Below are 18653 nucleotides of genomic sequence, written 5' to 3' on the forward strand. Positions count from 1 at the left end.
CGTGGGCATCCGCCCACTAGAGTGGGCGGATGCCCACTCTAGTGCAGGGGCAGCCGGACCCTTCCGGTTCCGAGCCCCACCGCCACCGGAAGGTGGCCCAGTCGTTCGGCGTCGACGCCGAACGCTACGACCGTGCGCGGCCGCCGTATCCGGATGCCCTGGTGGACCGGATCCTCGCGACGAGTCCGGGCCGGGATGTCCTGGATGTGGGGGCCGGGACGGGCATCGAAGCCAGACAGTTTCGGGCGGCCGGCTGCACGGTGCTCGGGATCGAGCCCGACGAGCGGATGGCCGCCTTCGCGCGACGCGGCCGGGTCGAGGTCGAGGTCGCCCGCTTCGAGGACTGGCAGCCGGCCGGACGGCAGTTCGACGCGGTCGTCGCCGGCACCGCCTGGCACTGGGTGGATCCCTTCGCCGGCTCGGCCAAGGCCGCCCAGGTCCTCCGGCCCGGTGGCCTGCTCGCCCCCTTCCACCACGTCCCCCAGCTGCCGGAGGCGGTGGCCGACGCGCTAGCCGAGGCGCACCGGCGCGTCGCCCCCGACTCCCCGGTCGATCTCGGCGCGGTGAAGGGACCGTCCCTGGACGCGGCCCAGCCGCTCTTCGCGAGAATCGCCGACGGGATCCGGCGGACGGGCAGGTTCAGCGAGCCGGACCAGTGGCACTTCGTCTGGGAGCGCACCTACACCCGGGAACAATGGCTGGACCAGCTCCCCACCTTCGGCGCCCTCACCGGACTTGCGGCGGACGAACTGGCCGATGTCCTGGACGGTGTCGGGGCCGTGATCGACGCGCTCGGCGGCGCCGTCACCGTGCCGTACACCACTGTGGCGGTCACCTCGATCCGTTCCGACAGGCCCTGACCGTGACGGCCGGCCCGGCGGGCCGCCGTCGATGACGGGTTGTCCGTGGAGGCGGTGACACGCCCACCGGCCGGTGCGACGCGTCGAGGCGGAGCCCGATCGGTGCCGGGGCAGGCGGCGCTTCGTCCTGAACGGAGCGTCGCTGATGCGACCCCGTACGCGTCGTCCGGTGGTCAGTGGGTACGCGAGGTGCGACACCGGCCGCCCCGCACCAGAGCGGGCGCACATCGACGGGAGCGAAGACATGACCGACCGAAGGCCCTCAGGGATCGCCTACACCGGGGCCGAGCCCAGCCCGCCGCCGATACCCGCAGACATGCCCGACCAGCAGGTCCAGGAGAGCGAGGACGCCCTCGACGTGGTTCTTCCGCCGGGCGTCGAACGCCCCGAGGCGGAGTCGGATGCCGAGCCCGGCCATCCCGACCCGGACGAGGCCGGCTCCGGCCGCACCGCCGCCCGGAATGCCGGAGTCCACCCGGAACAGCCCACCCCGGACGAGTCGACGGGGTGACTCCGGGGCCCTGCCCCGAGTGCCAGTCCCGCCGGAGCGTGGGCACTCGCGCCACAGCGCCGCGTCAGGACGGCGTGGAGCCACGTCGCCCCTGTCTCAGTGAGGCGTGTGTCCGGTGCGCTGCCCGCTTCGGCATCCGCACCGCCGATGCAGTACGCGTTGAGGTAGCCGGGTCCCGCGCCCGGCAGTTGCGTGCGGCTGGGACTGACACAGAGGTGGTAGTCGTTCGCACTGCCGCCCCCTCTGACGTCGACATGGACCATCACTGTCGTCTCGCCGCAGTGGTTGTACCCGGCGGCCGTGCCCTGCGGCTTCTTCCGGTGCAGCATCCGGGAGTCCCAGTGGGCCGCAGCCGCCTCCGCCCTGAAGCACAGCGGAGCAGAGCGCCGACATCGCAGGTGCGGTGACCAGTTCGGAGTCACTGAGAGCGGGTGCGATTCCGGCGGTCCGCCACGTCGGCGGTAAGCGGTAAGGCGTGGTCATGGCGCAGGGCCTGGATGGGCCAGGGTGCACCGGGATCCGAGAGTACGCCCAGTCGCCCGGCCCGCGGCCGTCCGGCTCATCCGGTACGAACGGATCTGCACGTCCACGGCCTCGGCGTGCGCCTCGGCGACGTCCGCCACCGAGGGCTCGCGCTCCTGTACTCGTCGAATCGTGGTCAGGGCCGTACCCGGCTCGCGCAAGGTGCGGAGAAGTTCCAGACGCGGGGGAGAGCCCGCTCGCCGAGGCGCCGAGGCGCCCAGGCGCTGGGGCGCGAACCGGCCGCTCCGGTCGTGTCGGTGGACCCGGTCGAGGCGGCGGTGTGGCGTGCGGGTGTCGCTCGCCGGCTGCCTAGAGATCTCGTGGCCGAGGCCGTGGCCGAGACGGTGTGCCGGTCCTGAGGCAGACGGTGATCGTCGATGCGGTCAACGCGGTCGAGGGGGCACGGGGCAGTGGCGGTCACTGGCGAGTCGTCACGGCATGCCGCTCGTGTCCATCGAGGTGGCCTGTTCGGATCCTGTGGTGCACCGCCGGCGGCCCGAGGGCCGGTCACGGGATATCGAGGGCTCGGCGAGCCGACCTGGGAAGCGGTGGAGCGGCAGCGGGAGGAGTTCGCCCCGTGGGTCGACGAACGACGGTGGGGCGGTCGCTCCCGGTCGTCCGCGGGAACGGGGGACGGCTCGTCGGCAGGCCACCGCCGCGCATGATCCCTCCAGCTGCGCGGCAGCCGGACCCTCCGGTCGGGGCCGACTGCTCGACGGGGTGGCATCCACGGCGATGCTCAGGCGTGGAGGGCGGGCCGGTAGACGAGTTCCTGGATGTGGCCGTCGAGCGTCCGCTGCTCGATCAGTTCGAGGTCGAAGTCGGCCGCGCCCTGGAAGACGGGGTCCAGCCCGCTCCGCCCCGTGATCACAGGAAAGAGCGTCACCTGGACGCGGTCGACCAGTCCGGCGGCCATCAGCGCCCGGTTCATCGACAGGCTGCCGTGCGAGCGCAACGGCACATCCGACTCTTCCTTGAGCCGGGCCACCACCTCCACCGCGTCCCCGCCCACGACCGTCGCGTCCGGCCAGTCGAGAGGGCCCTCCAACGTGGTCGACACCACCGTCGCCGGCATGTTCCTCATCCGCGTGACCCAGGGGTCACGCACATCCGACTCCTCGGTGCTCGCGGCCAGCATCTGTGCGAACAGCCGGTATGTGTGTGCACCGAAGACCATCCGCTGCTCCGCGCCGTACAGGGCGAGGCGGTGGGCGAGGAGTTCCGGTCCTTGCTTGCCCCAGTAGCCGGTCCAGTCGCCTCCGGCTGCGCCGAATCCGTCGAGGCTGGAGAAGACGTCGAACGTGTACGTGGCGGCCATGATGTTCTCCTCACGTGCGGTTGATCATGGGTCGGAGCGGTGTCGGGAGGGGACGCTCAGGCAGGGCGTCCGGCGGTTGGTGTCCGAGGAAGGAGACCGGAAGTCGTGGTGGAACTCATCGCCCATGGACCTCTGGAGGCCTTTTCTTCGATGCGAGCTCCGAGATCCTGTCGTGGAACAGGGTCCCTCGGCCGGGTGAACGTGCCGCCGGAACGGCGCCAGGTCTTCGGCTCCGGGTGCGGATCAGGCGGCGGGACGCCGTGCCGCTGTTCGAAGGCCTGACCGGAGCGGGTGAGAATGCCGCCGTCTCCGGGGCGGCTACCCACGCGCATGCTGTCTGCGCCATTCGATCATGAGGATCGTCGCATCATCGTTCAGGCGATCGTTCTGGTGTTCGAGGATCGAGTGGATGAGTTGGCGCAGTGCCTCCGAGGCGAGCTCTCCGGCGGCCGTGGCCCGGATGATGGATGTCGTGAACCCGGACAGGCCGAACTGCGATCCGCCGGCCAGACGCGCCTCGGTCACGCCGTCCGTGTACAGGATGACGCGGTCCCCGGGCTGCAGTGACACCTCATGGACCACACGGGGCGAACCTCCCAGTCTGGCGGGCGTGCCCATGGGAGGTTCGCCCGGATGGGCGAGAGCGTCTTCGAGGACCTGCTGATCACGGATGAGCAGGGGTGGCGGATGCCCGCAGTTGACCCAGCTCAGGATTCCGCTGGGCATGTCCAGCTCCATGACGATCCCCGTGCAGAACTGCTCGGGGAGCCAGTCGGAGAGTGTGTCGTCGACCGTATGGGTGAGTTCGCGCAGCCCGGACCCCTTACGGCGGGCGCTTCTGCAGCCGGCCATCGCGATCGCGGTGGTCAGGCCGGACGCCAGGTTGTGTCCCATCGCGTCGAGGATCACGGCGTGCAAGGTCGACTCGGTCAGTGCGTGATCGAACGCGTCTCCACCGAGTTCGTAGGCGGGCTCGAGGACCGCGGTCGAGATGGCCCTTTCCTCACCGATCGAACGGGGTGGCAGCAGGGCACGCAGCATCTCCGCGGGCAGTGTCATCGTCCCGGTGCGCGCCTGCTGTACGAACCGGTCGCTGAACGCGCGTTTCGACGTGATCGCCATGGCGACGACGGACGCGATCGTCCTGCAGCGTTCCAGCAGCGCGGTGTCGAGCGATCGCATGTGCATGCCGACGACCCCCAGGCGCTCCACACCGTCCACCAGCGGCAGCCAGATGACCAGTTCGCCGCTGCCGCTGTCCTCCACACGCAGGGACACCGCCCGGAACGCCCAGCCTGCCGGCGAACCGTCCACCGGCAGGCGTCGTTCGCCCGAGAGGAGCGTCAGCTGTCGCTGCTGGAGGTCCACGAGGTAGATGTCGGCCTGGCGCAGTCCCAGGCGGACCGCGAAACGGTTGACCATGGCGGGCAGGTTCGTCGGGGCCGTCGAGTGCACCTCTGCCAGGAACTCGTGCAGCACGCGTTCACCGTCCCCGGCCGGGGCACCGCTCACCGCGGCCGCCGGGGCGGGACATGCTCCGGGCGGTCGGGGACGGTCCGGCGAAGGGGCTTGCCGCAGGTCATGGCCGACTCCATGGCGGTGAGGAGCACCGGACACGCGTGGTCACCGGCACCCACGGTGTCGACTTGGCAGTCGGATCCAAGCCAACAGCGGAGGTGCTCCGGGACGCCACTTCACGGCACCATCTGGCTCAAAGCGTGTGCGCCGTCCCCGTACGACGGATGCGGACGAGTCGTGGGCGCCCCAGGCCGGTGGCCGGTGAGTGGATTCCCGGGTGCTGACAGGCGGATACGGGGACCGCCCTCGTTCCTGAGCGGCTGAAACCGCCCGGCGGTGCCCACCGGTGGGCGGAAACGGGTGTGGCCCCCACCGTGAGGTGGAGGCCACACATCGGCCCGGGGGGAGCGGGGCTCAGGCGTCCTGCTTGGCCCGTGCCATCTCGTTCACGCGGCGTCGGACGAGGAACCAGCCGCCGACCAGCGCGGCGGCGATCAGCGGCAGACACATGACGGTCGTCCTGCCGACCCCGCCGCCCCACCACATCAGGAAGGCCACGCCGAGCAGGAACAGCAGGGTGACGATCTGGGTGTACGGGGCCCAGGGCAGGCGGTAGGCGGGGCGCGAGACCCGGCCGTCCTGCGAGCGGTGCCAGAACACCAGGGAGCAGAGCATGATCATGCCCCAGGTGCCGAGGATGCCGATCGACGCGAAGTTCAGGACGATCTCGAACGCCTGGCCGGGCACGACGTAGTTCAGCCCCACGCCCAGCACGCCGAAGCCCGCGGTCAGCAGGATGCCGCCGTACGGCACCTGCCCCCTGTTCATCAGGCCGGTGAAGCGGGGCGCGGAACCCGACAGGGCCATGGAGCGCAGGATGCGGCCGGTGGAGTAGAGCCCGGAGTTCAGGCTGGACAGCGCTGCGGTCAGCACGACCAGGTTCATCACGCCCGCGGCACCCGGCACGCCGAGCTTGTCCATGACGGTCACGAACGGGCTCTGGTCCCCGCTGTAGGCGGTGTACGGCAGCAGCAGGGCGAGCAGGACCACCGAGCCCACGTAGAACAGACCCACCCGCCACATGATGGAGTTGATCGCCCGAGGCATGATCTTCTCAGGGTTCTCGGTCTCACCCGCCGCGACGCCGCACAGCTCGACGGACGCGTAGGCGAACACGACGCCCTGGATCACGAGCAGCATCGGAAGCGTGCCGACGGGGAAGACGCCGCTGTCCGAGATGGTGGAGAGGCCTGGGGTGTGGCCGTCCACCGGATGCTGGGTGACCACGAGGTAGATCCCGATCAGCATGAACGCGACCAGCGCGGCCACCTTGATGATCGCGAACCAGAACTCCATCTCGCCGAAGTACTTCACCGAGATCAGATTGGCCGTGAGCACCACGGCAAGCGCGATGAGCGCGAGGATCCACTGGGGGACGTCGCTGAACATGCCCCAGAAGTGGGCGTACGTCGCCGCAGCGGTGATGTCCGCGATCGCGGTGGTCGACCAGTTGAGGAAGTACAGCCAGCCGGCCGCGAAGGCCCCCTTCTCGCCCATGAACTCACGGGCGTAGGAGACGAAGGCGCCGGACGACGGGCGGTAGAGGATCAGCTCACCGAGCGCGCGCACGACGAAGAACGCGAAGACACCGCAGACGGCGTAGGCGATGGCCAGGGACGGGCCGGCATCGGCGAGACGGCCGCCCGCACCCAGGAAGAGCCCGGTGCCGATCGCGCCGCCGATGGCGATCATGTTGATGTGGCGGGACTTGAGGTCCTTGCTGTAACCGGCGTCGCCGGCGTCCACGTGGGGGGAGCTCGGCGCGGACGCGTCTGCGCCGAGCTGATCGGCTGCCGTGATGCTGCCGTCACTCATGGAGGAGGGTCGCCTTTGTGAGGGGAAGGTGGTCGATCCCGGCCGGGCGCGTGGGGGAGGCGCCCGGCGATGGCTCGAAGGCGCATGATCAGGAACCCTGTGATTCTGGCAGTGCGCAGTACCTTGCGAAAACAAATCTGAGGTATTTCAGAGGTTTCGGCAAAGTAAAGTAAGTGAACTCTCGTCTGCGGTGCTTGATCGGCCGCGTCTCCCCGGCATGCATGCCGATGTCCGGGGTAGGGGCGACCCGGCATCTCCGCCTGGCGAACCCCAGGCTCCCGTCGTCCTCGAGCATCGAGGGGGTCGCGGCCCGTGCCGGTGCCGGCAAGCACACGATCTACCGCAGATGGCCGTCCAAGGGCGCCCTGCTCCTCGACTCGCTGCTCTCGCTGCACGAGCCGGGCCTGGACTACCCCGACACCGGCGACATCGTCGCCGACCTGCGCGGACAGATCCACGCGGCCGTCGATCTCCTGGGCAATCCGCCCTTCGGCCCGTTGTTCCAGGCGCTGGTCGGCGAGGCCCAGTCCGACCCGGAGCTCGCCTCCGCACTGAACCAGCGTTTCATCTCACCGCAGACCGACAGGACCGTCGCCCGGCTGGAAACGGCTCGGGACCAGGGCCAGTTGTCGCCCGCCTTCGATCTGGGCCTGGCCATGGCGATCCTCTCCGGGCCGCTCTACTTCCAGTTCCTGATCACGCAGGAACCCCTGACCCATGAGTACGTCGACCGGATCCTCACGGCTCTCTTCGACGGCATGGGTGCACCCGCGTGAGCTGATGAGGCCGGCCGGACACAACCTCCGGAGGGCGTCGTGCATCCAACCGGTACCGGCACCCGTCACCGACCGCCCAGGAGCAGACCGTGACCCACAGAACTTCCGGAGCCCTCGCCGCTGCCTCGTTCCTGCTGCTGAGCGGGATGGGCGTCACCGCCGCGCCCGGCGCCTTCGCGGGAACACCCGGCGGCACCTACGCAGAGGACAGCAACTGCGACTTCGACGGCGACGGCTACGACGACGTCCTCACCGGTGCGCCGGGAGGCGCTGACGGCGGGAAGAAGGGCGCGGGGTACGTCACCGTGCAGTACGGCTCCGCCAGTGGGATGGGCACCGCCACGAGCGTTCCCCGGGTCCGGACGGCGGTATTCGGGCAGTCGACCGCGGGTGTCCCGGGTTCCGCCGAACCCGGCGACGGCTTCGGTACGGCCGTGGCCTCGGGCGATCTCGACGGCGACGGTTTCGACGACGCGCTCATCTCGTTGCCGGGTGAGGACGAGGGGTCGGTCAGCGATGCGGGCCGCGTGACGGTGCTCTACGGATCGAAGAACGGTCTGACCACCTCGCGTGCCGCCACTCTGCGGTCCGCCGTCCCCCGGGCGAACGCGCGGTTCGGTCTGGCCCTCGCCGCCGCCCGGCTCAGCGGGGAGGCGGCGGGAGACCAGCTCGCCGTGGCGGACCGTACGGGTGTCGACCTGTTCACGTACGGCGCGGCCTCCCTGCACGGGACGGGCCGCCTCGCCACCGACGGTGCCCCCGGGCGCGAAGGACTGCTGCCGGCCTCCCTGACGACGGGGAACTACGACGGTGACGGGTACGCCGACCTGGTCGTCTCCGGCCGCAGCCTGGAACAGGACGGCAGGGCCTGGTCCGCGGTGTACATGGGCGGTGCCGACGGGCCCGCGTACACCCGTGACCTCGCCGGGGGCACCGCCACCGCCTCCGGGGACGTCAACGACGACGGATACGACGACCTGGTCTTCGGCCGGCCCGACCGGCCGGAGGACGTGAACGAACCGCTCACCGGCGGCATCGTCGGCCTCCACCTGGGATCGGCCGAGGGGATGGCGAACGTGGACGACCTGGGCACCCCCGCGCAGGTGTGGACCCAGGACAGTGCCGGAGTACCCGGTACAGCCGAGCTCGGCGACGGATTCGGTGCCGACGTCTCACTCGCCGACATCGACGGGGACTCCCACGCCGACCTCGCCGTGGGCGTACCGGGTGAGGACGTCGGCACGGTGGCGGACGCCGGTGGGGTACGGGTGCTGCGCGGGGCGGCCGGGGGGCTGACCGCTGCCGGGGCGAAGTCCTTCGACCAGGATTCGGCGGGCGTACCGGGCACGGCGGAGAGGGGGGACCGATGGGGCGGACAGGTGCGCCTCGCCGACACGGATGCCGACGGCCGCTCCGAACTCCTGGCCGCCGCACCCGGGGAGAACACGTCGGACGGGGTCGTCTGGTGGCTCGCCGCGTCGACGACGGGGACCGTGAGCACGGGCTCGTGGTCGTACGGCGGAGGCTCGCTCGGCGCTCCGGGCACCGGCGCGCTCTTCGGCGCGTCGATCGACGAGTGAACGGAGGGCGGTCGGCGGGTATGCCTGGCTGGGGAGGAGCCGGCAGCCAAGGACAACGCCCTCCGGCCTGGGGCCGGAGGGCGTGCGGCAGATATTCGGCGAACCGCCCGGAACGCGGACGGCGGTGCTCAGCGGCAGCGTGCGCTGAAGCCGTTCGCCGTGAGGCCCTGGCAGAAGGACGCCTTGGCCGCCGTGTAGCGGGACAGCCGTCCGTCGACGAACCAGGTGCTGTCCGGCGGGAAGTCGAAGCTCCCGTCGTCGATCCCGTCCCACCCGTAGCGGAAGTCCAGGTTGATGTAGACGACGGAGCGGATCACACCCCGGAGGTCGTACGTGCCCGGCATGTTGGGGATCGGCCCCTGGTAGTTCATGAGGGAGAACAGGCGCTTCACCCACAGGTCGCCGCGCTGCTGCTCCAGGCCGTCGGTGGAGCCCCCGTCAGCGGTGAAGTTCATCATGCCGGCCTCGGAGAGCACGACCGGCTTGCCGTGGTCCTTGGCGAACTTCACGAGCTTGAGCACGTTGGCATCGTGGTCGAAGTTGCGCCAGACCGCCGCCGGATTGCCGTGCTGGTCCGTACCGATGTACGCGTTCCGGCACTGGCTCGCGCCGACGTCGTAGTTCTGCGGGGGTGTGCCGTTGTAGAGGTAGCCCCGGTCGTAGATGGGCAGGCAGAGTTCGTGGGCGAAGACGGAGACCCCCATCCAGTCGACCGCCGCGTCGCCCGGGTACATGGCCTCGAACTCACCCCGGACGGGGTGGAACACGTAGTCGAGGTTGTGCGCGGTCGACCGGCCGTCCAGGTAGGACGCCAGGCGGTTGAACGCGCCCTTGTAGGAGGAGCAGCTCGCGTCGGTGCAGTGGTAGAAGCTGCTGACCTCGTAGTCGAGGCGCAGCTTGAACCGTGCCGAAGGATGGCTGTTGGTGAAGGCCAGCAGCCGGTCGAGGGAAGCGGTGTGGCCGCCCGCGGCGATCTCGGCGGTGACCGCCCGTGAACGGGCCGCCTTCGCGTTCTCGTCCCCGCCGTTGAAACCCGGAGGGTTGTCCTTCCAGCTGATGCCGACCTGGACGGTCTTCCCCTGGTCCGCGAGCAGTGTCGCGAAGTCCCGGTGGGCACTGTTGACCCAGTCGCCGCTGCGGAGTTCGTAGTAGACGGACCCACCGTCGGCGTTCTGCCCGAAGCTGTTGAAGTCGTTCCACGCGCTGCGGGTCGACTGCCCGAGCAGCAGCTCGGGGGGCGTCGCTGCGACGGTGGTGGTGGTCGTGGTTTTCGTGAGGGGGGAGTCCTGCGGGCCGGTGGCACCGGCGCTCGCGGCCCCGGGCCAGATCAGCAGCCCGGCGAGGGCCGCCGTGGCGGCGGACCGCAGGGCGGCCCTGAGTGGTCGTCCGTTCAGCATGTGCGTACCGCTCTCCATGGTGGGGGTGTGGGGAGCGGGCGCCGTACGCGGGGGAGGAGTGCGTACGGCGCCCGCCCTTCCGGCGCCGACGGCTCAGGGAGCCGTCCAGCGGTAGGTGGGTGTCGTCACCTGGCTGGTCTGCGTGGTGGGCTGGTAGTTGAAGGAGTAGGTGAGCGTCTTCCCCGACGGGACGCTGACCGGCAGTTCCCAGCGGCTGTCGGCGGCGTCGTACGTCAGGAAGTAGTTCTGCGGTGCGCCTTGGTCGATGCGGTACTGCACGGTGACGAAGGTCGCCTTGAACCCCTTGGGTGCGAACCACACGGTCCCGCCTGCGGTCACCCCCTGCGTGTAGGCCCCGTTCCCGGGGTCAGTGGGGGTTGGCGTGGGAGTGGGCGTCGGGGTGGGGGTCGGTGTGGGAGTGGGCGTCGGGGTGGGGGTCGGTGCCGGTCCCGAGGCGCCGTTGGTCCACATCGGCTTCTTGATCTCGTTCACGAAGGCGGCCAGCACCGTGGGGTCCGCCTGGACCCGGGAGTCGCCCCAGTTGCCGTTCGCGCAGCCGGTTCCGCCCGCCTGGGCGCCGGCGGCGCACTGCCACTGCGTCTGGGCGTCCCAGTTGGTGTTGATGTAGGCGGCCGAGCGGATGACGTCCTTGTTCCGGTTGATCCAGTCGAAGTAGCCGGCGTGCCAGCCGTCCCAGATCGCCTGGCCGCTGGAGGGCGCCGGGTTGTTGCGGAAGATGCAGCTCGACGTCTTGGCCCCGGTCCGGGACCCCTGCGGTGCGGCCTCGGAGACCATGGCCGGCTTGCCGTGGCTGCGGGCGAAGTCCAGGACGCGGTTCTGCAGGCCCACCGGGTCGGTGTCGTGCGAGCCGCAGCCCCACTGCGTCTGGACCGAGCGGGAGTTGTAGAAGGACGACAGGCCGACCCAGTCGACGTACTCGTCGCCCGGGTACCAGGCGTCGAGGTGGCCCGGGTCGGTGACCATGTAGTGCCACTCGGGGTGGTCCGTGTTGGTGTTCACGGGCCAGGCGGCGCTCTGCCAGACGGTGGCGACGCGGCTCGCTCCGAGGGCGTTGATCCGGCCCTTGATGTAGCGGAACGCGTCCTTGTAGTAGTCGGAGTTGTAGCAGTTCCACGGGCCGTCGAACTCGTACCCGATGCGGAGCAGGATGTCGCGGTCGTAGCTCTTGAACCGCGTGATCATCTCGTCGACCTTGGCGCGGTACTGCGTGATCAGACTGGGGTTGCCCGCGGTCACGTCCGCGTCGTTGCGGCCGATGACCGCACGCAGGGGCTGGTTGTTGCAGCCGGAGGTGGCGTCCGAGAGGTACAGCCCGACGGCGACGGCCGCGCCGGGGTACTCGCGCATGGTCCTGGCGAAGTCGACCGTACCGGCACCCCAGTTGGCGGGGCTGTTCATGCCGGCCAGCGGCTCGGGCGTGCCGCCCAGGACCAGGTTGGTGTACAGGGTCACGCCGCCCGGTGCCGGGGCACCGAGGGAGGTCTTGTCCAGCACGTCGTTGCGGTAGTCGGAGAGCGTGTCGCTGTCCTGGCCCATGACGAGCATGACCTTGCCGTCGGCGGGGACGCCCCGGCCGGTCACGGACGCGGAGGCGGACGCCGTGCCCGCCTCCGCCGACGCGGTCAGTCCGGCGAGTGCGATCAGGGCGGTGGCCGCGGCGACGGCGGCTCCCACCGTTCTTCGGACATGGCGATGTCCCGTGTACCTCATGGGTGTCTCCGGTCTGTACGAGGTGGGGGGCCCACCGGCGGTCGCCGCGGGGCGTTCGCATGGTGGGGGCGGATGCCGGGCTCGGTCAACACTCCGCGAAAGTTTCGTAGCTAGTCCCAGCTCAGCGCACTGCGGTTACGAAACATGGAAAGCGTTCCGCATATGCCCTACTGATTCGTGCAGGTCAAGCCGCCTATGCGCGTCGCTGGCGCGGCGCATCCATTCTTCCCGGTAACGAAACCGCAACTCGCCGATAAGTTTCGCGAAACTCTTGACAGGTGTTTCGGCTGAGCCCCACCGTGGTCGCACTCATCCAGCTCGCCTGTCCGGAGGACCACCATGGGCCGTACGCGTGCCCGCAGAACCGTCGTCGCGCTCGCCGCCGCCACCGCTCTCGTCTCCCTCCCCGCCTGCGGCGCGGGCTCCGACGAAGCCGACGGGAAGATCACCCTCACGGTCGCGACCTTCAGCGACTTCGGCTACAAGCCGCTCATCAAGGAGTACGAGCGCACCCACCCCGACGTCGTGGTCAAGGAGCGCATCTCCCAGTTCGACCAGCACCACAACCAGCTGTCGACCCAGATCTCCTCCGGCAGCGGAGCGGCCGACGTGGTCGCCATCGAGGAGGGCTACCTCCCCAAGTTCCGTTCGGTGAAGGACAAGTTCACCAACCTCGCCGACCACGGTGCGATGGCCCGCAAGGACGAGTACCTCGGCTGGAAGTGGGAGCAGGGCACCCTCGGAAGCCAGGACTTCGTGATGGGGTACGGCACCGACGTGGGCAGCCTCGCCATCTGCTACCGCAAGGACCTGTTCGCCCAGGCCGGCCTGCCGACCGACCGTGCCGAGGTCGCGAAGCTGTGGCCCACGTGGGACGACTACTTCGCCACCGGCAAGCGGTTCCAATCGAAGGTCAAGGACAAGGCCTGGTTCGACAGCTCGGGCAACATCTTCACCGCGATGATGAACCAGACGGAGTTCGGGTTCTTCGACGCGCAGGACGCCTACATCGGAAACAGCAACCCGAAGGTCCGGGAGTTCTTCACGGCCACGGCGAAGGCCACGGCCGACAAGCAGTCGGCCAACCTCCAGCCCTTCAGCCAGCAGTGGAACGCGGGCATCAAGCTCGGCCGCATGGCGACCATGACCTGCCCTGCCTGGATGACCGGCCAGATCAAGACCGCCGCCGGTGAGGCCAACGCCGGCAAGTGGGACATCGCGGCGGTGCCGGGAGGCGGCGGCAACTGGGGAGGTTCCTTCCTCACCGTGCCCAAGCAGAGCAAGCACGTGAAGGAGGCCGCCGAGCTGGCCGACTTCCTGACCTCGGCCGAGTCCCAGAAGAAGATCTTCACCGGACCGGTGGGCGCGCTTCCCTCGCTCGTCCCCGTGCTCGACGACGCCGAGGTCAAGGGCGCGACGCAGGAGTACTTCAACGGGGCCCCGACCGGCGAGCTCTTCGCGGCCTCGGCCAAGAGCCTGAAGCCCAACTACCGGGGGACGAAGGACCAGCAGGCCCGGATCCCGTTCGGCAACGCACTCCAGCTCGTCGAGCAGGGCAAGGCGAGCCCGGACCAGGCCTGGGACAAGGCCCAGGAGGAAGCCGCGAAGAACCTGCGCTGACCCACGGCGCACCGCGCTCCCCGCGTGGCCCGGCCGGCACCCTCCGCCGGCCGGGCCCCCGTCCCCACCTTCCCGACGTTTCGGAGAACCGGCATGGCGCTCCAGGCCACCCGCACGACCTCAGGCACGACCGCGACACCGGCCCGCACACCCCGGCTGCGCGTGGAGCGGCACCTGCTGCCCTACCTCTTCATCGCTCCCTTCTTCGTCGTCTTCGGCGTCTTCGGGCTCTACCCGCTCCTCCAGACCTTCTGGGTCTCCCTCCACGACTGGGACCGGCTCGCCGGACCGGGGGAGTGGGTCGGGTTCGACAACTTCAGCCGGCTGCTGTCGGACTCGGACTTCTACACCGCCACGTACAACACGCTCAGCATCTTCGTGCTCTCCACGGTGCCGCAGCTGGTCGCCGCCCTCGGCCTGGCCTGGCTGCTCGACCGCCACCTGCGCGCGACGAGCGTGTGGCGGGCCCTCGTGCTCGTGCCGCAGTACGTGTCCGTCGTGGCCGTGGCTCTGGTCTTCTCCCAGCTCTTCGGACGGGACTTCGGCATCGTCAACTGGGCACTGGAGGGCCTGGGGCTGATCAGCGACCCTGTCGACTGGACGGCGGACACCTGGAGTTCGCACCTCGCGATCAGCTTCATGGTCATGTGGCGCTGGACCGGCTACAACGCCCTGATCTTCCTGGCCGCCATGCAGGCGGTCCCCAGGGACCTCTACGAGTCCGCCCAGATCGACGGAGCCGGACGCTTCCTGACGTTCCGCAAGGTGACGCTGCCCTCCATCCGTCCCACGATCGTCTTCACCGTCGTGATCTCCACCATCGGCGGTCTCCAGCTCTTCGCCGAGCCCTTCCTCTTCGACCAGCAGGGCAACGCGGAAGGCGGCGCCGAGCACCAGTTCCAGACGCTGACCCTGATGCTCTACAAGTACGGGTTCATCAACAACGACGCCGGCTACGCCTCGGCCGTCTCGTGGGTGCTCTTCCTCGTCATCGCGGTCATCGCCGCAGTCAACTTCCTGCTCGCACGCCGCTCCGACCGCGGCTGACCCGGGCAACCAGGAGAATCTCATGGCCGTCACCACACCCTCCCGGTCCCCCGCCGCGGCACCCGCCACCAGGCTGCGCCGCGCCGGCCGCGCCGTCCCGAGCCGTGGCCCGGGGCGCCTGGACAAGGCAGGACCACTCGCCTACGCGATCCTCGCGGCGATCACCGCGGGCTCCGTCTTCCCCCTCTACTGGAGCTTCGTGGTCGCCTCCCACGACGACAACTCCGTACTCGCCGGCACGACCCCGCCCCTCGTCCCCGGCGGCCACCTGATCGAGAACATCCAGCGTGTCTTCGAACTGTCCGCCTTCTGGCAGGCACTCGGAAACTCCCTGATCGTCGCCGGGACGACCGCCGTGAGCAACGTGCTGCTCGCCTCCCTCGCCGGCTTCGCCTTCGCCAAACTCCGCTTCCCAGGGCGCAACGCGCTGCTCGTCTGCGTCGTCGTCACGGTCATGGTGCCCACGCAGCTCGGCATCATCCCGCTCTACATGCTCGTCACCGACATGGGTCTGTACGGCAAGCTCTCCGCGCTGATCGTGCCCGCCCTCGTCTCCGCGGTCGGCGTGTTCTGGATGCGCCAGGCGGTCGAGGAGAACATCCCGGACGAACTCATCGAGGCCGCCCGCATGGACGGCGCGGGGCTGCTGCGCACCTACTGGCACGTCGTGGTGCCGGGGGTACGCACCACGGCCACCGTCCTCGGGATGTTCACCTTCATGTTCGCCTGGAACGACTACTTCTGGCCCCTGATCGCACTGCCGCCCGAGAACGGCACCGTGCAGATCGCCCTCAACCAGCTGGCCGCCGGCTACTACACCGACTACACGCTGATGCTCGCCGGCGTCGTCGTCTCCGTACTGCCCGTACTCGTCGTCTTCACCGTCCTCGCGCGCCGGATCGTGTCCGGTGTCATGGCCGGCGCCGTCAAGGGCTGAGCGAGCCTTCTACTCCCTGGAGATTCCGATGACCGCCGTGCCCACCGCCCCCGACCAGGACCGGCCCCACCGCCGGACGCATGCGGAGCAGCGCCCCGCGACCATCGTCAACCCGGTGCTGCCCGGGTTCCACCCCGACCCCTCGATCCTGCGCGTCGGAGACGACTACTACATCGCGACCTCCACCTTCGAATGGCTCCCCGGTGTCGCCGTCCACCACTCACGCGACCTCGTGAACTGGCGCTCGCTCGGGGGAATCCTCCGCGAGGAGCGGACGCTCGACCTGACGGGCCGGCCGGACTCCGGCGGGGTCTGGGCACCGTGCCTCTCCTACACCGACGGCCTCTTCCACCTCGTCTACAGCGATGTCACCAACCTCTCCGGCGCCTTCAAGGACGTACGCAACGCCGTCATCACCGCTCCCGCGATCGACGGGCCCTGGTCGGACCCGGCTCCCTTCCCGAGCCACGGCTTCGACCCGTCCCTCTTCCACGACGACGGCCCGGAAGGAGACGGGCGCAGCTGGGCCCTGTGGATGGAGTGGGACCACCGCACCGGCAACCATCCGTTCGCGGGCATCCTCCTCCAGGAGTGGGACCGCGAGCAGCGGCGGGTCACCGGCCCCCTGCACCGCGTCTTCGACGGCACGCCCCTCGCGCACACCGAGGGACCGCACCTGTACCGCACCGGTGGCTGGTACTACCTGATGACGGCCGAGGGCGGCACGTCCTGGACCCATGCCGTCACCGTCGCCCGCTCGCGGACACCGCAGGGGCCCTACGAAGCGGACCCGGCGGGCCCTCTGCTCACCTCCGCCGGGGACGAGACGTGGCCCCTGCAGAAGGCAGGCCACGGCAGTCTCGTCGAGACGCCCGACGGCGAGTGGTATCTCGCCCACCTCACGGCCCGCCCGCTCACCCCCAGGGGCTCCTGCGTGCTGGGCCGCGAGACCGCGCTCCAGCGCATCGAGTGGACCGCCGACGGATGGCCCCGCCTGGCCGGCACCCCGGTCCCCGGCACGTCGGGCGCCCCCGCCTCCGGGGTCGCCTCCCCGCAGGCCGGCGGACACCTGCCGAGGACCGCGGTGCCCGGCCCCGCCCTGCCGCCCGCCCCGGTCGCGGCGGTACCCGCCCTCGACCACTTCGACGGACCCGGGCTCAACACGCCCTGGGCGACGTTGCGCCGCCACCCCGAACCCTCCTGGCTCGACCTCACCGAACGCCCCGGACACCTGCGGCTGCGAGGCGGCCAGTCGCTCGGCTCCACCCATGGCCAGAGCCTCGTCGCGCGCAGACAGCAGGCGACGTCCTTCGACTTCTCCTCCCGGCTCGAGGCCGGACCCCGCTCGCCCCTCCAGATGGCGGGCGTCGTCCACTACTACAACTCCACGCTCTGGCACTACCTCCACCTGACCTGGGACGAACACCTGGGCCGTGTCCTGCGCGTCGGACTGTGCGACCACGGCAGATACCTCGAACCCGCCCCGGCCGTCGCCGTGCCGGACGGCCCGCTGGACCTCCTGCTCACCGTCCGTACGACGCGGGCGCACTTCGCATGGCGCCCCGCCCAGGGCTCCCCCTGGCGGACCATCGGGCCGGACCTCGACGTCACCCGCCTCTCCGACGAGAACGCCACCCAGGGCGATCCGGCCACGGGACACTTCACGTCCTGGGGCTTCACGGGAGCGTTCGCCGGCCTGTGCGCCCAGGACCTCACGGGCGCCGCCCTGGCGGCCGACTTCGCCTGGGCGGAATACCGCGAGACGGACTCCGGCCACCACGAGGAGCGGTGAGGGCGGCGGAGGGGCCATGGCAGACTCGACCATCACGGCCCGGGAACGGCACCGTGCGGACCTCCCAGCTGAACGGACACCTCGGATGACCTCGGACACGCGTGAGAGCCCGGGCAGGGTCACTCTGAACATGATCGCCTCAGAGGCCGGTGTCTCCGTCTCCACCGTCTCCAAGGTGCTCAACGGCCGGTCCGACGTGTCGGCGGACACCAAGGAACGGGTCGAGGCCGTCATGGACCACCTCGGCTACCAGCGGCGCCCGGCCCGCAGACGCGGGGCCGTCATCGACCTCGTCCTCAACGAGCTCGACAGCCTCTGGTCGGTGGAGATCATCCGGGGCGTCGACGAAGTGCTCCACGAAGCGGGGGCCAGCATGGTGCTCTCGGCCGTCCACGGCCGCAGCTCCGACACCCGCGAGTGGATCGACCAGCTCGCGGCCCGCCGCAGCAACGGAGCCATCCTCGTCGTCTCCGACCTCACACAGCAGCAGCGGAAGCGGCTCACCGCGCTCGACGTCCCCTTCGTCCTCCTCGATCCTGTGGGCAGCGTCGACGCCCTCGTGCCCACGGTCGGAGCGACGAACTGGGCGGGCGCCGTGAGCGCCACCGAGCACCTCATCGGGCTCGGGCACACCCGCATCGCCCACCTGGCAGGCCCACGCCAGGTGTTGTGCAGCCGGGCACGTGCCGACGGCTTCCGCGCGACGATGGAGCAGGCCGGACTGCCCATGCCGGCCGGCTGGGTGGTGCACGGGGAGTTCAACGACACCTCCGGCCGCACCGAGACGGCCCGGCTGCTGGACGGGCTCCAGGAGTCCGGGGAGGAACCGCCCACCGCCGTCTTCGCGGCCAGCGACCTCCAGGCGCTCGGCGCCTTCGAGGTGCTGCGCGACCGCGGCTACGCCATCCCCTCCGACATCAGCATCGTCGGCTTCGACGACCTGCCGGTCGCCCGCTGGACGCACCCCCCGCTCACGACCGTCCGCCAGCCGCTCTTCGACATGGCCTCGGTGGCCGCGAACGCGCTGCTCCGGGTGATCGACGGTGAGCCGGCGGACCAGTTCCGGCTGGAACTCGCGACCCAGCTGGTGGTACGCGGAAGCACGGCGCCGCCGCCCGGAGGAGCGCCCCGGACGGCCTGAGGGCCTGGGGTGCCCGTGGGGCCGGCCG

At 70.1% G+C, this 18653-nt stretch carries 14 protein-coding genes and 1 pseudogene; 9 read left to right on the plus strand and 6 right to left on the minus strand.

The window, feature by feature from the left end; genetic code table 11:
• The first annotated feature begins 29 nt into the window (after positions 1 to 29).
• Entirely contained in the window at positions 30 to 860 is an 831-nt protein-coding gene (locus tag ACFC51_RS19590; RefSeq protein ID WP_376369013.1) for a class I SAM-dependent methyltransferase, read from the plus strand.
• Positions 861 to 1104: 244 nt separating this feature from the next.
• Complete coding sequence (locus ACFC51_RS19595; RefSeq protein WP_376369014.1) at positions 1105 to 1371, plus strand: hypothetical protein; 267 nt, start codon at positions 1105 to 1107, stop codon at positions 1369 to 1371.
• Between the two features lie 155 nt (positions 1372 to 1526).
• Here the strand turns inward: ACFC51_RS19595 and ACFC51_RS19600 are convergent.
• The 4 genes and pseudogenes from ACFC51_RS19600 to ACFC51_RS19615 form a co-directional block, all read right to left on the minus strand.
• Positions 1527 to 1700, minus strand: a pseudogene (locus ACFC51_RS19600) (DUF6355 family natural product biosynthesis protein); the annotation flags it as partial.
• A gap of 932 nt (positions 1701 to 2632) precedes the next feature.
• A complete protein-coding gene (locus tag ACFC51_RS19605) occupies positions 2633 to 3211 on the minus strand; it encodes a dihydrofolate reductase family protein (RefSeq protein WP_376369015.1) in 579 nt (192 codons plus the stop codon).
• Positions 3212 to 3529: 318 nt separating this feature from the next.
• Positions 3530 to 4690 (minus strand): PP2C family protein-serine/threonine phosphatase, encoded by a 1161-nt coding sequence (locus ACFC51_RS19610; RefSeq protein WP_376369016.1) that lies wholly within the window; start codon positions 4688 to 4690, stop codon positions 3530 to 3532.
• A 453-nt stretch (positions 4691 to 5143) separates the two neighbouring features.
• Positions 5144 to 6604 carry an amino acid permease gene (locus tag ACFC51_RS19615; RefSeq protein ID WP_376369017.1) on the minus strand — a complete coding sequence of 487 codons (1461 nt, stop codon included), beginning with the start codon at positions 6602 to 6604 and terminating at the stop codon, positions 5144 to 5146.
• Between the two features lie 227 nt (positions 6605 to 6831).
• On the opposite strand from ACFC51_RS19615, the gene ACFC51_RS19620 reads away from it, so the two are divergent.
• Both ACFC51_RS19620 and ACFC51_RS19625 read left to right on the plus strand, forming a co-directional pair.
• The gene (locus ACFC51_RS19620; protein ID WP_376529851.1) at positions 6832 to 7380 is read left to right on the plus strand and encodes a TetR-like C-terminal domain-containing protein; all 549 of its coding nucleotides are present in this window, start codon (positions 6832 to 6834) and stop codon (positions 7378 to 7380) included.
• 89 nt (positions 7381 to 7469) lie between these two features.
• On the plus strand, positions 7470 to 8960 hold the full coding sequence (locus ACFC51_RS19625; protein ID WP_376369021.1) for an FG-GAP repeat protein: 1491 nt from the start codon (positions 7470 to 7472) through the stop codon (positions 8958 to 8960).
• A 128-nt stretch (positions 8961 to 9088) separates the two neighbouring features.
• Here ACFC51_RS19625 and ACFC51_RS19630 read toward each other — a convergent pair whose 3' ends face one another.
• A complete protein-coding gene (locus ACFC51_RS19630; protein WP_376369022.1) occupies positions 9089 to 10357 on the minus strand; it encodes a hypothetical protein in 1269 nt (422 codons plus the stop codon).
• A gap of 93 nt (positions 10358 to 10450) precedes the next feature.
• A complete protein-coding gene (locus ACFC51_RS19635) occupies positions 10451 to 12088 on the minus strand; it encodes an endo-1,3-beta-xylanase (protein ID WP_376369023.1) in 1638 nt (545 codons plus the stop codon).
• 339 nt (positions 12089 to 12427) lie between these two features.
• Between ACFC51_RS19635 and ACFC51_RS19640 the strand changes: the two genes are divergently transcribed.
• The 5 genes from ACFC51_RS19640 to ACFC51_RS19660 all read left to right on the plus strand — a co-directional run bounded on the left by ACFC51_RS19640 (position 12428) and on the right by ACFC51_RS19660 (position 18625).
• Positions 12428 to 13708, plus strand: a complete 1281-nt coding sequence (locus ACFC51_RS19640) for an extracellular solute-binding protein (protein WP_376529853.1) — start codon at positions 12428 to 12430, stop codon at positions 13706 to 13708.
• Positions 13709 to 13801: 93 nt separating this feature from the next.
• A complete protein-coding gene (locus ACFC51_RS19645; protein ID WP_376369025.1) occupies positions 13802 to 14755 on the plus strand; it encodes a carbohydrate ABC transporter permease in 954 nt (317 codons plus the stop codon).
• Positions 14756 to 14777: 22 nt separating this feature from the next.
• Positions 14778 to 15692 carry a carbohydrate ABC transporter permease gene (locus ACFC51_RS19650; protein ID WP_376529855.1) on the plus strand — a complete coding sequence of 305 codons (915 nt, stop codon included), beginning with the start codon at positions 14778 to 14780 and terminating at the stop codon, positions 15690 to 15692.
• A gap of 28 nt (positions 15693 to 15720) precedes the next feature.
• Positions 15721 to 17484: a glycoside hydrolase family 43 protein gene (locus tag ACFC51_RS19655; RefSeq protein WP_376529857.1), complete on the plus strand. Its 1764-nt coding sequence runs from the start codon at positions 15721 to 15723 to the stop codon at positions 17482 to 17484.
• An 85-nt stretch (positions 17485 to 17569) separates the two neighbouring features.
• A complete protein-coding gene (locus tag ACFC51_RS19660) occupies positions 17570 to 18625 on the plus strand; it encodes a LacI family DNA-binding transcriptional regulator (protein WP_376369028.1) in 1056 nt (351 codons plus the stop codon).
• Positions 18626 to 18653: the final 28 nt, after the last annotated feature.

Origin of the sequence: Streptomyces sp. NPDC055962 (genome assembly GCF_042270185.1) — a bacterium.
Classification (GTDB): Bacteria; Actinomycetota; Actinomycetes; order Streptomycetales; family Streptomycetaceae; genus Streptomyces.

Bases quoted from the DNA above. Each gene is read 5' to 3' on its own strand.
- ACFC51_RS19640 (WP_376529853.1), top strand. From the start codon at position 12,428: ATGGGCCGTACGCGTGCCCGCAGAACCGTCGTCGCGCTCGCCGCCGCC.
- ACFC51_RS19590 (WP_376369013.1), top strand. From the start codon at position 30: ATGCCCACTCTAGTGCAGGGGCAGCCGGACCCTTCCGGTTCCGAGCCC.
- ACFC51_RS19620 (WP_376529851.1), top strand. From the start codon at position 6,832: ATGTCCGGGGTAGGGGCGACCCGGCATCTCCGCCTGGCGAACCCCAGG.
- ACFC51_RS19605 (WP_376369015.1), bottom strand. From the start codon at position 3,211: ATGGCCGCCACGTACACGTTCGACGTCTTCTCCAGCCTCGACGGATTC.
- ACFC51_RS19595 (WP_376369014.1), top strand. From the start codon at position 1,105: ATGACCGACCGAAGGCCCTCAGGGATCGCCTACACCGGGGCCGAGCCC.
- ACFC51_RS19645 (WP_376369025.1), top strand. From the start codon at position 13,802: ATGGCGCTCCAGGCCACCCGCACGACCTCAGGCACGACCGCGACACCG.
- ACFC51_RS19635 (WP_376369023.1), bottom strand. From the start codon at position 12,088: ATGAGGTACACGGGACATCGCCATGTCCGAAGAACGGTGGGAGCCGCC.
- ACFC51_RS19655 (WP_376529857.1), top strand. From the start codon at position 15,721: ATGACCGCCGTGCCCACCGCCCCCGACCAGGACCGGCCCCACCGCCGG.
- ACFC51_RS19615 (WP_376369017.1), bottom strand. From the start codon at position 6,604: ATGAGTGACGGCAGCATCACGGCAGCCGATCAGCTCGGCGCAGACGCG.
- ACFC51_RS19660 (WP_376369028.1), top strand. From the start codon at position 17,570: ATGACCTCGGACACGCGTGAGAGCCCGGGCAGGGTCACTCTGAACATG.
- ACFC51_RS19630 (WP_376369022.1), bottom strand. From the start codon at position 10,357: ATGCTGAACGGACGACCACTCAGGGCCGCCCTGCGGTCCGCCGCCACG.
- ACFC51_RS19650 (WP_376529855.1), top strand. From the start codon at position 14,778: ATGGCCGTCACCACACCCTCCCGGTCCCCCGCCGCGGCACCCGCCACC.